Annotated in this window: 16 protein-coding genes; 2 read left to right on the forward strand and 14 right to left on the reverse strand. The window is 36.2% G+C overall.

The features are described from left to right. Positions 1-228: 228 nt before the first annotated feature. The 13 genes from DS885_RS03510 to DS885_RS03570 form a co-directional block, all read right to left on the reverse strand. Positions 229-1,470, reverse strand: a complete 1,242-nt coding sequence (locus DS885_RS03510; protein WP_113818023.1) for an SAM-dependent methyltransferase — start codon at positions 1,468-1,470, stop codon at positions 229-231. A gap of 35 nt (positions 1,471-1,505) precedes the next feature. Then, the gene (locus DS885_RS03515) at positions 1,506-2,300 is read right to left on the reverse strand and encodes a DUF1365 domain-containing protein (protein WP_113818024.1); all 795 of its coding nucleotides are present in this window, start codon (positions 2,298-2,300) and stop codon (positions 1,506-1,508) included. Positions 2,301-2,305: 5 nt separating this feature from the next. Then, the gene (locus DS885_RS03520; RefSeq protein WP_113818025.1) at positions 2,306-3,580 is read right to left on the reverse strand and encodes an NAD(P)/FAD-dependent oxidoreductase; all 1,275 of its coding nucleotides are present in this window, start codon (positions 3,578-3,580) and stop codon (positions 2,306-2,308) included. Between the two features lie 4 nt (positions 3,581-3,584). After that, positions 3,585-4,301 (reverse strand): SDR family NAD(P)-dependent oxidoreductase, encoded by a 717-nt coding sequence (locus DS885_RS03525; RefSeq protein WP_113818026.1) that lies wholly within the window; start codon positions 4,299-4,301, stop codon positions 3,585-3,587. After that, on the reverse strand, positions 4,301-4,759 hold the full coding sequence (locus tag DS885_RS03530) for a nuclear transport factor 2 family protein (protein WP_113818027.1): 459 nt from the start codon (positions 4,757-4,759) through the stop codon (positions 4,301-4,303). The genes DS885_RS03525 and DS885_RS03530 overlap by 1 nt, the downstream gene beginning before the upstream one ends. Positions 4,760-4,826: 67 nt before the next feature. Next, entirely contained in the window at positions 4,827-6,200 is a 1,374-nt protein-coding gene (gene phrB, locus DS885_RS03535; RefSeq protein WP_113818028.1) for a deoxyribodipyrimidine photo-lyase, read from the reverse strand. 85 nt (positions 6,201-6,285) lie between these two features. Beyond that, complete coding sequence (locus DS885_RS03540) at positions 6,286-7,245, reverse strand: YbgA family protein (RefSeq protein ID WP_113818029.1); 960 nt, start codon at positions 7,243-7,245, stop codon at positions 6,286-6,288. 31 nt (positions 7,246-7,276) lie between these two features. Next, a complete protein-coding gene (locus DS885_RS03545) occupies positions 7,277-7,975 on the reverse strand; it encodes a ChrR family anti-sigma-E factor (RefSeq protein WP_113818030.1) in 699 nt (232 codons plus the stop codon). Then, positions 7,968-8,594, reverse strand: a complete 627-nt coding sequence (locus DS885_RS03550; RefSeq protein ID WP_113818031.1) for a sigma-70 family RNA polymerase sigma factor — start codon at positions 8,592-8,594, stop codon at positions 7,968-7,970. The genes DS885_RS03545 and DS885_RS03550 overlap by 8 nt, the downstream gene beginning before the upstream one ends. A 94-nt stretch (positions 8,595-8,688) precedes the next feature. Then, complete coding sequence (locus tag DS885_RS03555; protein WP_113818032.1) at positions 8,689-9,255, reverse strand: LON peptidase substrate-binding domain-containing protein; 567 nt, start codon at positions 9,253-9,255, stop codon at positions 8,689-8,691. A gap of 375 nt (positions 9,256-9,630) precedes the next feature. After that, on the reverse strand, positions 9,631-10,182 hold the full coding sequence (locus tag DS885_RS03560; RefSeq protein ID WP_113818033.1) for a DUF3833 domain-containing protein: 552 nt from the start codon (positions 10,180-10,182) through the stop codon (positions 9,631-9,633). Beyond that, complete coding sequence (locus DS885_RS03565) at positions 10,179-10,733, reverse strand: chalcone isomerase family protein (protein ID WP_113818034.1); 555 nt, start codon at positions 10,731-10,733, stop codon at positions 10,179-10,181. The genes DS885_RS03560 and DS885_RS03565 overlap by 4 nt, the downstream gene beginning before the upstream one ends. Beyond that, on the reverse strand, positions 10,726-11,220 hold the full coding sequence (locus tag DS885_RS03570) for a DUF2878 domain-containing protein (protein ID WP_113818035.1): 495 nt from the start codon (positions 11,218-11,220) through the stop codon (positions 10,726-10,728). The genes DS885_RS03565 and DS885_RS03570 overlap by 8 nt, the downstream gene beginning before the upstream one ends. Positions 11,221-11,542: 322 nt before the next feature. On the opposite strand from DS885_RS03570, the gene hisF reads away from it, so the two are divergent. Both hisF and hisIE read left to right on the forward strand, forming a co-directional pair. After that, entirely contained in the window at positions 11,543-12,316 is a 774-nt protein-coding gene (gene hisF / locus DS885_RS03575; RefSeq protein WP_113818036.1) for an imidazole glycerol phosphate synthase subunit HisF, read from the forward strand. After that, the gene (gene hisIE / locus DS885_RS03580; protein WP_113818037.1) at positions 12,313-12,936 is read left to right on the forward strand and encodes a bifunctional phosphoribosyl-AMP cyclohydrolase/phosphoribosyl-ATP diphosphatase HisIE; all 624 of its coding nucleotides are present in this window, start codon (positions 12,313-12,315) and stop codon (positions 12,934-12,936) included. The genes hisF and hisIE overlap by 4 nt, the downstream gene beginning before the upstream one ends. A gap of 82 nt (positions 12,937-13,018) precedes the next feature. Here the strand turns inward: hisIE and DS885_RS03585 are convergent, their stop codons facing one another. After that, the gene (locus tag DS885_RS03585; protein WP_113818038.1) at positions 13,019-13,987 is read right to left on the reverse strand and encodes a collagen-binding domain-containing protein; all 969 of its coding nucleotides are present in this window, start codon (positions 13,985-13,987) and stop codon (positions 13,019-13,021) included. Positions 13,988-14,203: the final 216 nt, after the last annotated feature.

Below are 14,203 nucleotides of genomic sequence, written 5' to 3' on the forward strand. Positions count from 1 at the left end.
AAAATGCGATGAGATATAACCAAATAGCTTATTCATTAATATGTATTCTGGTCAAACCCGATTCATACCAATTGTATTAAATAACTGATCTAAATTTTGCGCCGGAAAAATGGCTTAGTTAGAGGCGTAAGTTGATGTAAATGGTTGTTCCCTATACGAAACTTACAACGAAAAAATAAGTTGTTTTAACAAGTAAAATAGATCAGTTACTTACTATGATTGGTATTATTAACTTTTTCTAGCAACAAGATGTACGGTGCTTATTGAACGCTCTAAAAAAGCGCCTTCGCAATACGCTAAGTAATATAACCATAAACGTTTGAACTCTGCATCATAACCATGCTGAGTTAACTCACTCCATGAGGCTAAGAAGTTAGTACGCCAATCGGCTAAAGTTTTAGCATAATCTAAACCAATATCATGAAGCCCTTCTATTACCATTTCTGAACTTGTTGTTAACTGTTGAGATAGCACGTTTATAGAGGGTAGGAAACCGCCTGGGAAAATATAACGTTGAATAAAATCTACATTGTTTTTATAGTATTCAAAACGCTGATCTGCGATGGTAATTGACTGGATTAACAGTTTACCACCGGGTTTTAATCTTGCATTGCACTGTTCAAAAAAGCTCGGCAAGAACTCATACCCTACAGCTTCGATCATCTCAATAGATACGACTTTATCAAAAGACCCTGTTAAATCACGGTAGTCTTTTTTCAATAACGTAATTTTATCTTCAAGGCCTAAAAATTTCACACGCTGTTCAGCATAAGCATACTGTGCTTCAGAGATAGTTGTTGTTGTAACTTTACAACCTACATGCTGAGCAGCGTAGATAGCTAAGCCACCCCATCCGGTACCTATCTCCAATAAATGATCATCTTTGTTTAGTGATAAACGTTCACAAATAGTTTTTAACTTGTAAAGCTGTGCATACTGCAGTGTTGTTGTTTCAGATGGATAGATAGCTGATGAATACATCATCTCAGGATCTAGAAAGCGAGTGTACAACTCATTGCCTAAGTCATAATGAGCAAGAATATTACGTTTAGAACCAGACTGGGTATTTCTGTTTTGCCAATGAGTAAAACTGTTTTTAATTTTATTCAGTATAGATTTATTCGAATCAAGTTGATCTGTTTGTTGTTGCGCTTTCGCAAAAATTCTAATCACATTGGTTAGATTTGGACTGGTCCATTGTCCTGCGATAAAAGCTTCCGAAACACCAATACTGCCGCCTTTGACGAATTGCTTGTAAACAGCGATATCATGAATATGAATTTTCGCTTTAATTAAATTTTCTTGCTCTTCTGGAGCAATGCTTTCCGGAAAGAAATAATGTTCAGAGCCTTCAACAACTTCTAATTGACCATAGCTCAATTTTGAAAATACAGAGTGCACAAGTGCTCGGCAGCGTTTATCAAACCAACTATTTGTTTCTACAGTGACAACTTTTTGTACTTCTTCCATTAATCTCTCCTAGAATATATAGCGTGTTTTAGGTACTAGGTGGCTTTTTGATAACCAACAAAAGGAATCCGTTTGACGAATAACTTAAGCGCTTGCCAATAAATACCCAATACAATCTTGCCCGTCATAATTGGAATTTGGGCCCAGATTTTAAATAAATTTTGTTTATTAAAAGCCTGCTTCTTTAACGAGAGGCTTGCTTCAAACAGTTTTAAAAAGTCTTGATTGTCTTGGTGATAACGTCTGTTTTCAATTTTTACCATCATGTGATTGCTGTCAACACTTGGCGCTCTTACTTGCCAACTATAGCTCATATCTAAATCCATAAATGGTGACACTTGAAACACTTTATCGGTTATTTTTAGTTGCTTACCGTTACTTAAATCAACCAAATAATAATGTCTTTCATTCCAAGGTGTATTACTTACTTCTGCTAACATTTGTGTACAGTTATCATTCACATCGTAACAAAAATAAAAATTAACTGGGCTAAAGTACAATCCAAAACATCGCACCTGGGCTAACATTAATATGCGTGTAATATCCTCATGCCCTTCAAGACTTTTTATTTTATTTCTAATACGTTGCGAAAGTTTATTAGGTTCACTTCTTAGATAATCTTTCTCTACAAATCGTAATGGGTGAAACCAGGAGTATCCAAAAACCCCTACCCCTTGCTTTTCTTCTGCTAATTTATCTACATCTAATGCCAACATAAATAGCTTAGCATTAAAGTGATGTTTTTTAGGGAGAAAGCGGTGATGCACCACATTGCCCACATAAATTGCGCTGTGTTCGAAATTGGTAGACTGTGTATTGTGGTTTTCCATAATGATTATTTCTCAGCAAAGGCATCAAGATAGCAATCAAAACGCTGTGCAACTTCTACTGCACTTCTTACACCATCCTCGTGGAACCCATTGTGCCAATAAGCTCCAGCAAAATGAGTATGTCGCTTTCCACAAATAGTGTCTCTTTGTTGTTGAGATTGAATAGATTGCAATGAGAATACTGGATGATAATAAGTAAATTCCCTTAAAATTTTATCTGCATCTATCTCCTCTTTTTGATTCAAGGTTACACAGAAAGTCTCCTCACTGTTAATTCCTTGCAATATATTCATATTGTAGGTCACACTCGCAGCTTTATCTCTGTCATCGCTTAGTTGATAGTTCCAACTAGCCCACGCTTTTTCTCTGTTAGGTAATAATTTAGTATCTGTATGTAACACCACAGAGTTTTCGCTGTACGGCATTCCGGAAAGTATTGACTGTTCCTCCTCTGTAGCATCACTTAGTAACTGCAAAGCCTGATCGGAATGACATGCGATCACGACTTCGTCAAAGGTTTGCATATCAGAGTGCTTGTCAAAATGAAGCTGTACTTGCTGGTTTTGTCTTGTAATACCGATTAGCTGTGTATTTAAATGAATGCTATCTTTAAAAGGTTCACATAAAGGAGCGAGATAGCTACGCGAACCATTAGGAACAACATACCATTGCGGTCTATCTGCGATATTCAGTAAACCATGATGATGAAAAAACTGCACAAAGAAACGAAACTCGAAGGTTTCCATTTGCGCTAAGGAGCTTGACCAAATAGCAGCGCCCATGGGTAATATGTAATGCTCAGCAAAGAACGCACTGAATTTATTACTTTTTAAGAAATCACCTAAAGTAGCGCCTGGTTGATAGTTGTTTTGTTCAAAAATAGCTTTACATAGTTTGTTAAATCTTAAGATTTCTTTAACTAATAGCCAAAATTTAGGTTTAAATAAATTACTACGTTGGGCAAATAAAGTATCAAGATTATGGCCATTATATTCAAGGCCGGTTTGACAGTTATGTACTGAAAAGCTCATCTCAGTGGCTTGTTTGCCTATGCCTATTTCATCTAATAATGCCAGATAATTTGGGTATGTTTTGTCATTAAACACAATAAACCCGGTATCAATGGCGTAAGGGATACCATTTTTTTCAATGTCTACTGTGGCCGTATGCCCTCCAATGTAGTCATTTTTTTCAAAAACCGTTACTTTATGTTTTTTAGATAATAGATAAGCAGCCGTTAATCCTGAGATGCCAGAGCCGATGATGGCGATGTTTTTCATTGAGTTATCCCTTGATGATTAATTTTCGCCAAATCCAATTTGGCATAAAAGAGAGGAATTTAAGAAGCATAGTTAGACGTTTAGGAAAATGTGCATACTCTTTACGACTGTCGATTGCTTTAGCGATATTCAGTGCAGCCTGCTCACTGTTTAAAAGAAATGGCATAGGGAAATCATTTTTATCTGTTAAAGGTGTTTTAATAAAACCAGGATGAATTAAAGTGACGTCAATTTTTTCTTTGAGTAAGTCTAACCTTAAGCTGTTGGCCAGATAATCAACACCTGATTTTGAAGCACCATAAGCTTCACTACGCTGAAATGGCATTACAGTGGCACTTGAACTAACAAATACAACTTGCCCGCCCTGACGTACTTTTGGTAGTAGATACTGCAATAACCAGCCTAATGAGATTAAGTTTGTTTGAATAACATCGGCGAACAATTCACCATCAAACTGTTTAGCATCATCGATGTAACGACAGTTTCCTGCGTTTAGCACCAGGATATCTAAACTGTCTACCGATTTTGAAAAAGCTTCAATTTCAGAGGGAATAGTCATATCAAACTGTCCAATCAGCTTTGCTTGCTGAGCCATTTCTTGTAATTTTTCTTTATTACGCCCACAGGCAATAACGTTATCACCCTGCTGTTGATAATGCTTAAACAGTGAGTGCCCGATGCCTGATGTAGCTCCAGTGATCAATATGTTTTTGGCTGTCATTATTGTGCCGCCTTAACTTTAATCCAATGAATGAGTTTACCTATTAAGGGCAACTGTTCGTATAACATAGCCCCTAAGTCTAAATAATCACGGTGGTATATAATTTTATTATCAAGTGCTATTAACTTAGAAGTACCTTGTACTGACACAAAGTTTCCGCCATTTAATTTGGGATGTTGATAAATCATTTCCCAATAGATAGCTGCTTGTTGGTTATCAATAATCACATCATTGATAGAGAAGGTACAACTGCTTAAGTTTTTGTATAGTCCCTCAAAGTAGTCATGTAAGTTGGATAAACCATGAATCTCATGAATAGGATCAATGAATGTCACCTCTTCAGCGTAAACTTCATCCAATAAATTAAGATTATTAAATGAAAGTTTTTGATAAATGGAAATAAACCTACCTAACCATTCAGGGTATTGTTGATCTATTACTGACTGCTCTATATTCATTGTATTACCTTAAATAAAATCCATCTAACGTCGATCAAGCAATACCCTAGGCTGTTTATTTTATCTATTATTTATAGAAAGCTAGTGCATTTAATCTTGCTTCTTTATGATCGACAATCGCTGGCCAATAAATAGAGAGGTGATTTTCCTTTATATATTTATGTGGAAAATGTATCTGTTTATCGGGAAAATTGCTTAGTTCTGGTAAGTACTTACGAATAAAAGTGCCTTTAGGATCAAACCTTTCGCTCTGCGTAATTGGATTAAAAATCCTAAAGTAAGGTTGAGCGTCGCAGCCAGTGCTTGATGCCCACTGCCAACCTCCGTTATTAGACGCTAGATCCCCATCTATTAGGTGCTGCATAAAGTAGCGTTCACCAACACGCCAATCAATTAATAAATGTTTAGTTAAAAAGCTAGCCACTACCATGCGTAGTCGATTGTGCATCCAACCTGTTTGGTTCAGTTGACGCATGGCCGCATCCACTAAAGGGTATCCAGTTTTTCCCTCACACCAGGCGGTAAATAGAGTGTGATCATAAGGCCATGACACTTGCTGATATTTATCATTAAAACATTTGTGCTTACAAAGGCTCGGCTTTGCAAATACAAGGTGACGATAAAACTCACGCCAAATTATCTCATTAAGCCAGCAAAATTCTTGGCTATCGCTACTGATTAATATGTCCGGGTATTTATCTAGTAAGGTTTTGAAAACATAACGAGGGCTTAACACCCCTGCCGCTAGATAAGGTGAAATACCACTTGTCCCTTTGACACTCGGTATATCGCGAACATTTTTATAATTCGACACTTTGAGTCGATAAAAAAGCGGTAATGCTTTCTCTGTTAGTTCGCTGACCAAAGGCCATTTACTAGAAAGTGACGCCTCTATTGGTTTTTCAACTGTGGTTGATGAATTGGTTAATCCTGGCAAATACTGATAACCATGTTCTCTTACATAAGTTAACCAAGCACGTTTAAAAGGGGTAAATACTTTATACATTTCACCTGATTTAGTGACGACTTTACCTTTCGGTACAATCACATCAGCTTCAAACAAAATTAAAGGAATTTGTTCCTTTAAACAAGATTGATCACGTTGTTGCTCGTTTACTTCTAATTCGCTGTTTGCAACAACCTGTTGCACATCATGGTCAGTGCAGTATTTTTTTAAATATGCTACTTGTGCTGTAAAGTCGTCGACTTCAACAAGCTCTAATTGAACGTTAATAGAAGCTAGTTCTTCCACCAGTGCAACAGCATGCCGCTTAATAAAGTCTATTTTTATGGGAGCCCAATCATGCGCTAACCACTGTTTTTCTGAAATAAAAAATACTGCTTTAGCAGTTTTTTTAGGGGTAGAGTGATTAATGAAATGAGTGAGTGCAGGGTTATCATTGGTTCTTAAGTCATTACGAAACCAGAGTAATTGATTCATAGGAAGTGTGTATTCCTGTTAGTAATATTTGGGAAAGTTAAACGCCACAACTGTCAGATGAGAAGTGGCGTTATGGAAGTGATGGTTAGTAAGCGTAACGCAGTCTTAACTGTTCAGGGTATGGCTGAAGATACGATTGCCCTTTAAGATAGTCTTTTGGATACTCTCTTAAGTAGTGATTTATCAAAGTTAATGGTGCAATAAGAGGCACTAAACCTAATCGGTAACCATCGATTTGTTCACACAATTCTTTACGTTGTTCTGCAACTAGATGCTTAGAAAAATAACCTTGAATATGCGTCAGGGTATTCACATGGTTTTTACGCGTTGCTGGAATTTTTAAAGCTTCCATTAATCCAAAAATATATTTGTCTGCTTTCTCTGCCAATGGCATATCAACGTCAGCTAATAATTGCCCCAATTTTCTGTAAGCCACTAAATTATGACTCATGACTGAGTATTTATAATGGCTATGGAAAGTCGTGAGTTTGTGTTTAGTTAAACCAGACGCACTCACTTTTTGCCAATGTTTATATGCATAAATACGTGCAACAAAGTTTTCACGTATATGCATATCATTTAAACGACCATTTTCTTCACAGGGTAGTAAAGGATTAGCTTCCATAATCTCTTTTGCAAAGGCACCGATACCATCAGAAGCGAGGGAGTTCCCCTCTTCTGAATAAATCTTAACACGCTCCATCCCACAGCTTGGGCTTTTAGCGCAGAAAACATAACCACTCAAGTGCTTGGTCATCTCTGCTACTTTTTTTCCATAAGCTTGTAATGCCTCGGTGACATCACCAGAACCATCCGGTCGTGCTACTGTGATGACATCATCTTTGTTAATCAAGCGAATAGTTGGTCGCGGAATAGGCAAACCAATCGCCACTTCAGGACAAAAAGACTCATACTCAACATGCTCTCCTAACTCATCAATACAAAAACGAGAAGGTTTATTACTTGCATCAAAACGTACCTTCTGACCAATTAAACACGCACTGATACCAATTTTAATTTCTTGTTTCTCGACTGAATAAATCACTATTCGCTCCTTTGAATAAAAAACCTAAACACTAATAAATAAATGACCCGATTGGGTTTAATAGCTTATTAATACCTTGAGTAAAGTGTAGTGCATCATTAGCAACTGTGTAACATAGGCACCCATTTTGTGAGACCGGATTATGTGTAAAGGTGCCATCTAATAAAATAAAATCACCTTTATTGTATTCACCTCTACTATCTGTGAATGAACCATCAAGTAATACCGTCAATTCAAATCCTTTATGAGTATGTGCTGGAACACCACCGCCTGGATTGATATGTAACAAGCTTGAGTGAATTTCGTCCTCGTTAAGTTGTAAACGAGAGCGAGATAACTTTCCAATATTAGCGGCTTTACCTAACTCAATTCGACTCAATGCAGTAGGCAATTCATATGTTTTATCTCGAAACACTACTTCACGTTTAAGTGCTTCAGTAACCACATCAGCATCATCGTTAAATGTGATATTACTGATCATTGACTCAAACAGGTCATCTTCAGCTATATCATCAGAAAATGATGTAAAACTATCTGACTTCAAGTCATCTAAACGCACTGGCGCTTCTTCAAATGAGTGCTCAGCCACTTGTTCTGTTAACTGCGCTATTGAGTGTTGGCATTCAGGACACATATCCGCGTGGATACTAATGCCGATAGCAAGTGAAGCTGGTAACTCACCATTGACATAAGATTGTAATAATTCAAATTTCGGATGATGCTTAATCATTTTCTTCTCCTAACTGCACTTTTAATTTAGCGAGCGCTAAACGTAGCCTGGATTTAATCGTGCCAAGCGGTAGGTTAAGATGGTTGGCAAGTTGCTCTTGCGACATCTCCATCAAATAGAAACCTTTAACCACTTGCTGCTGCGCTTCGGGTAATGCATCAATGACACGTAACAGTTGATTACTTTCAAGATGATCTTCGTATGCTTGATCTTCGGTTACTGCACCTTCTGCAATTGGCCAAATATCATCACTTAAATTATCTTCTCGATTACTTTTAACTTTTCTTAACAAGTCAAAAGTAACATTACGCATTACCGTATAAACCCATGTCGTTGCGGCACCTTTATTTGCGTCAAATAAATGTGCTTTACGCCAAACATTACTCATGGTTTCTTGAACCACTTCGTGGGATTGAGCTTCATTAGGAAATTTACTGCGTGCTATACGCTGTATTTTAGGGGCGAAAAATTTAAAAAGATGAGTAAACGCAATTTTACAGCGTTTATCAGCAACTTGATTAAGCCATTCGCTTAGTTGGGTGTGATCAATATTTTCATTCATGCCGTTAGATTTAGCATGACTTACCCCTGTTGGCAATTTAGTTTGTTCGACTACCATAATTATTTCCCTAATTTGGACTCTGGCAATCAATACGCTGAGTACAAATTAAAGATCACTGGGTTAATGAAAAATATAATATATTTTGTGAGTTTTATTGTGAAATGATTGAATGCACTAATTTTTTAGCTTCTGTGTAAGACGACTCGAGTACGAATTTATTTTTAATATCAAAAGGAATTGGCAATAATTCCAACCATCTTGATACAGTCCAATACGGGTTGTTTGGTAACTTATCATGGTAAAGTTCGTTTAATAGCTTATTACTCTCAAATAGTGATTTCAAAGAACCTGATAATGACGCTAACTCTGTTGTTGAACTTTTTTGCGACCAATGTTTATGTACTAACGCATCAGCAAACAATAATTTATCTGTATCTTGTTGTATATTTTCCAACTCAACTAAGCAATCACAACTGACATCTATTTCTAAGACGCCATCTTTCCCTTGTTCAAAGTTAATGATATTAACCCAACTACCCCATCGGTAAGCTTGCGTCGTGCTTTGTTTGTTAGAAGAAATAACAAACCCGCCTAATGGAGTTGCGAGCCCAACCATTTTCAAATAACGAGGCTCGAAAATTCTTAAACGCGTAATACCACCCGGTAATAAAAATAGATCTAAAGGAAAGACTGGGAGATTAGTTGTTTTGCCTGACATAATTGGCCCTCTTTAATAAAAAAATGAGCATAAAATCATGCTCATTTTAATGTACGAAGTGCTAGCTAAAATGGTTCATAAAGATTGTCAGTAAATACCGTTAAATGACAATCAATAAGGAACAGTAATTGCCGGTTATTGACAACCTTATACAGATGGTTGTTTATCAAAAAAGGAGCGTGACATTAGCTACAATTACACCAAGTTGTCAGTAAATAATGTTAGATGATAATAAATAAGGAGCAGTAACTGCCGGTTATTTACAACCTTATGCAGGTGGTTGTTTATCAAAAAAAGCGTGACATTAGCTACAAATACACCAAGTTGTCAGTAAATAATGTTAGATGACAATAAATAAGAAATAGACATTGCCGGTTATTGACAACCTTTTACAGGTGGTTGTTTATCAAAAAATAGCGTGACATTAGCTACATTTACACCAAATTTATTGATAGCTGTTTTATTGATGACTCTATTCTGGTCAAGTTGATACATCCAATCATCCATACTGACTTCGTAGGTGCTGCCATCTACGGGCAACAATAATGTATAGGTTAAATTGAACGCAAAACCTTGCTGCCAACCAATAGCTTCACCAATAACATCTTCCGCAGTACCTATGTAGTGTCCATCGGATTGTTGTGAAAAATGCCAATTTCGATAGCTTATCTCGCCATCATCAAAGTAAAACTTTTCAGCCAATACACCATCGCCGTGCTTCCAAGTACCTTGTAATTCAACACAAAATCGCCTTGTGACCACATCACTTGCGTCTTGAATTGTGCCCCATGCAGTTACATTACCGTTAAAGTACTCTTTAATATCAAATGCATTTTTATGTTGGGAGTAATCATTTAAATCCTGCGAGCAACTACTAATGGCAAAGCAGCTTAATAAAGTTACAGTGGTAAAAGACAGTTTATTCATGACGCGATTCCTAATAATTTATCTCTTAAAGCTGGTTGAGTGGTATTCTCAGAAAACCAAATAGCCAAAAAAATGGTCGCAAAATCAGGGTTATCAATACTTCCAATTAATTGATTATTGTAATAAAACGCGCTTTTCCCTGACTTGGTTACAAAAGCAAGTTGGTCACCCTCTTTGATATCAGGCCACATACTTTTTAATTGGGAAACATATCCTTGATAGCGCTCAGGTTTAAATTCTAGATGTTGCCACTGCTCTACGGTTTTCTCTATTAAGTCTTCTGAGTCTATATTTTTAAGGTAATTTATTTGATAAACCAATGAACCTGCTTTATCAGGAAAACGCCCTGAAGTCGTCGATAACTTACTTTTATAAATATCCCAGATAAATACAGAGAAAGTCGCCTTGCCAATAAGTTTAGTAGGCGATGAGTTTAACAATTCAGGTAATGTAGTTTGCCAGTCTGTTAATGTTTTTGAAGTTGATGTTGATGCAAAGGCAACATTAATTGATAGCAGTAACACTATCAGTCCGTTCACAATATTAAGCATATTGTATTTCCTTGTTTAATATGATTGATTTTAAATAATAGAAAAGTAGGAATAAGCTTCCCCAAATAACAGCAAGAGTTAAATAGCTTACTGTCCATGAGTAACTAAATTCAACGGCATTGAAATTTGTTCCTGCTAAATAACTTAAAGGTGCAAAACCACCACCTACTAAGACCTGAGATACCTTAGATTTATTTAGAAAAGATAAACTATGACAAAGAGTACTGGCAAAACAAGCCCATAAAACAATTAACCAAAATGGGATTAACGCTGAATCTGGAAAATCGAAAAAGTGAATAAAGTGCAAGAAAGAATCCACTGAAGCCCCTATAACAGTCACTAATAGCACTAACCTAACTTCATTAGTTAGCTTCGATTGTAAAATAAAGTGATGTAATAACATGACTAAGGCCACTGGAATAAATATATTGCCAAAATAGACTAAACCAAACCAAGCTAGGTTAAACCCCAACATATTGATAATCATCAGCACTGCTCCCCGATTCTTACTCTGATTAATATAATAAGCATACGTCAGTAAGCAGACTTTAGATCTCTTTATAAAGCCTTAACCCTTATTCCATAACGATTGTTTTTTTAAACGGATAAAAAGATATAAATACGGACTTAAAATCTGTTTATTAATCAGATTTAAGCCTACAAACTGCTCCCTAATATAGTTATAATGTTCTGATAATGAATTAATAATCTTTACAATCACTTATGATTATTTCTTAATAAAGTATTGGTAAATTATTTTAAGGGTGTTAAAAGCTCAAAAATAGGACACCACATAATAGCGAGGCTTTATGTTAGCAAAACGAATTATTCCGTGTTTGGATGTAAAAGATGGACAAGTTGTTAAAGGAGTACAATTTCGTAACCATGAAATTGTCGGCGATATAGTTCCTCTTGCTAAACGTTATGCCGAAGAAGGCGCGGATGAACTGGTTTTTTATGATATTACAGCCAGTTCAGATGATAGAGTAGTAGACAAAAGTTGGGTAAGCCGTGTAGCAGAAGTTATTGATATTCCTTTCTGTGTTGCAGGTGGGATTAAGACTGAAAAAGATGCACAGCGCATATTACAATTTGGTGCTGATAAAGTATCGATTAACAGTCCTGCATTAGCTGACCCAAGCCTTATCAATCGTCTAGCTGAAAAATTCGGTACCCAATGTATTGTTATTGGTATCGACTCTTACTTTGATGAAGAAACCGGGCAACACCAAGTAAAACAATTCACTGGTAATGAAGCTGCCACAGTCACCACCACATGGAATACATTTGATTGGATCAAAGAGGTGCAATCACGAGGAGCTGGTGAAATTGTATTGAATGTAATGAACCAAGATGGCGTTCGATGCGGATACGATATTGACCAACTTTCTCAAGCGAGAGCAATTTGTCATGTTCCATTAATTGCATCAGGCGGTGCTGGTGAAATGGTTCACTTTGCCGATGTCTTTAATAAAGCCGATGTTGATGGTGCATTAGCTGCTAGTGTATTCCACAAACAAATAATTAATATTGGTGAGTTAAAATCTTACCTTAAAACAGAACAGGTAGAGATACGTTTATGAGTTTAATGAAAGAAGAACAACTAGCTACGTTGGATTGGGCTAAAGTAGATAACCTAATGCCAGTAATTGTACAGAACCAAGTTTCTGGCAAAGTATTAATGCTAGGCTATGTTAATGAAGAATCACTAGCCGCTACCCTTGAGTCTGGAAAAATGACGTTTTTCAGCCGTACTAAACAACGTTTATGGTGTAAAGGTGAACAATCAGGTAACTTCTTAAATGTTGTAGAGATCAGTTCTGACTGTGATAACGACACTTTATTAGCGATTGTAAATCCAATCGGTCCTACTTGTCATTTAGGCAATGAAACCTGCTTTAAAAATGAACAAGAACCATCACTAAGCTTCATTTCTGATTTAGAACAAGTTATCAAAAGCCGTAAAGGTGCTGATCCAAAGAGCAGTTACACTGCTAGCTTATATGCACGTGGTACAAAACGTATCTCGCAAAAAGTTGGTGAAGAAGGTGTTGAAGTTGCATTAGCAGCAATGGCAAAAGATATGGATGAGTTAACTTGTGAAAGTGCTGACTTGTTATACCACCTGACAGTGTTACTACAGAATGAAGGTTTATCATTAGCAGATGTGGCAGCAAAGTTAGCTGAACGTCACAGCCAATAATTAAATACTAAGCTCAAAATTAAAAAACCGCTCACAGTTATCTGTCAGCGGTTTTTTTGTAATCGATAAAAGTCAAAATCGACTAGGCTTGTTGTTTACGCCAGAAAACAAAACCAACCAAGGCAGAAAATAAAATAAACAGCATACTAGGTTCAGGGACAGTTACTGGTTCAGTTAAATTAACGGTATCTACATCATAACTAATTACACCAGTGAATAATGAATCATGTACTTCACCATTTTGGTCAAAATTATTAACAACGACAGAACCTTCAATAGGTGTTGCATTCGTAAGGTCGGCAAATGGTGCTAAAACACTACCGTTAATTTGTTTAACTAAATCAATCTCAGTGGCTTCAAAGAAATTCCAAATAATATTCTCTCGAAAAGCGTCACTAGTAATATTACCAACAGCATTACCTAAACTCGAATCGTTAACCGTTTCACCAGACACATTAATAATAATTGCTGATGGTGACTGACCATTTAAGTCAATATCATATTGCTGAACTAAGTTATTTTCAAAAAAACTAGCGGAAGTGATATTAAACACTGCTAAGTCACTTCCAACTGAATCACCCACTTTGAATGAAGCAGCAGATGGTTGGTCGTTAGTTGATGTCAATAAAGTAGAATTAACGGCTAATTCAGATAAGTAACCTGAAAAGTTAACAAACTCTGACTTTATCAGATCAAAATCATATTGCGTTGTATCATTAGACACTGAGTTTGAATTAATATTACCATTATTTATCCCAGCAATAACTACATCATGACCGTTTGCATTAACATTTGTTCCAGATGATAAATCACCACCGACGACTAACACACTGCCAATAGATGAGTCATTCTGAGGCAGATGAGTACCATAATTAGAATTAGAGCCTGATAAATCACCAGCGACAATGGTTTTGCCTTCAACTTCACTGCTTGAAGTTAAATCATTTAATACAACTAAATTATATTCATTTAGTGTTTCAAGAGGGCCTGCTAAACCAAAGTTAACATAACAGGTTAAAGTGACTGCCATCAGCGCGTTAATTTTTTTCATTTATATATCTCGATGCAAATTTAATATTCGCACTCTTAAAGCAAATTTTATACCAAAATAGGTAATCCATTGAAATGTAAAGTGTTAAAAATTAATTAAAAAGTAGTACTTTATGTACTGTAAATTTAATCGACAAAATTAGTTAACTAAATACTATTAATTAACTTAAATTATCCGTAATCAAAACCTCTCTCATTAATCTGTGATGGTCATTAT

Source organism: Psychromonas sp. B3M02, from assembly GCF_003318165.1.
Lineage (GTDB): Bacteria > Pseudomonadota > Gammaproteobacteria > Enterobacterales > Psychromonadaceae > Psychromonas.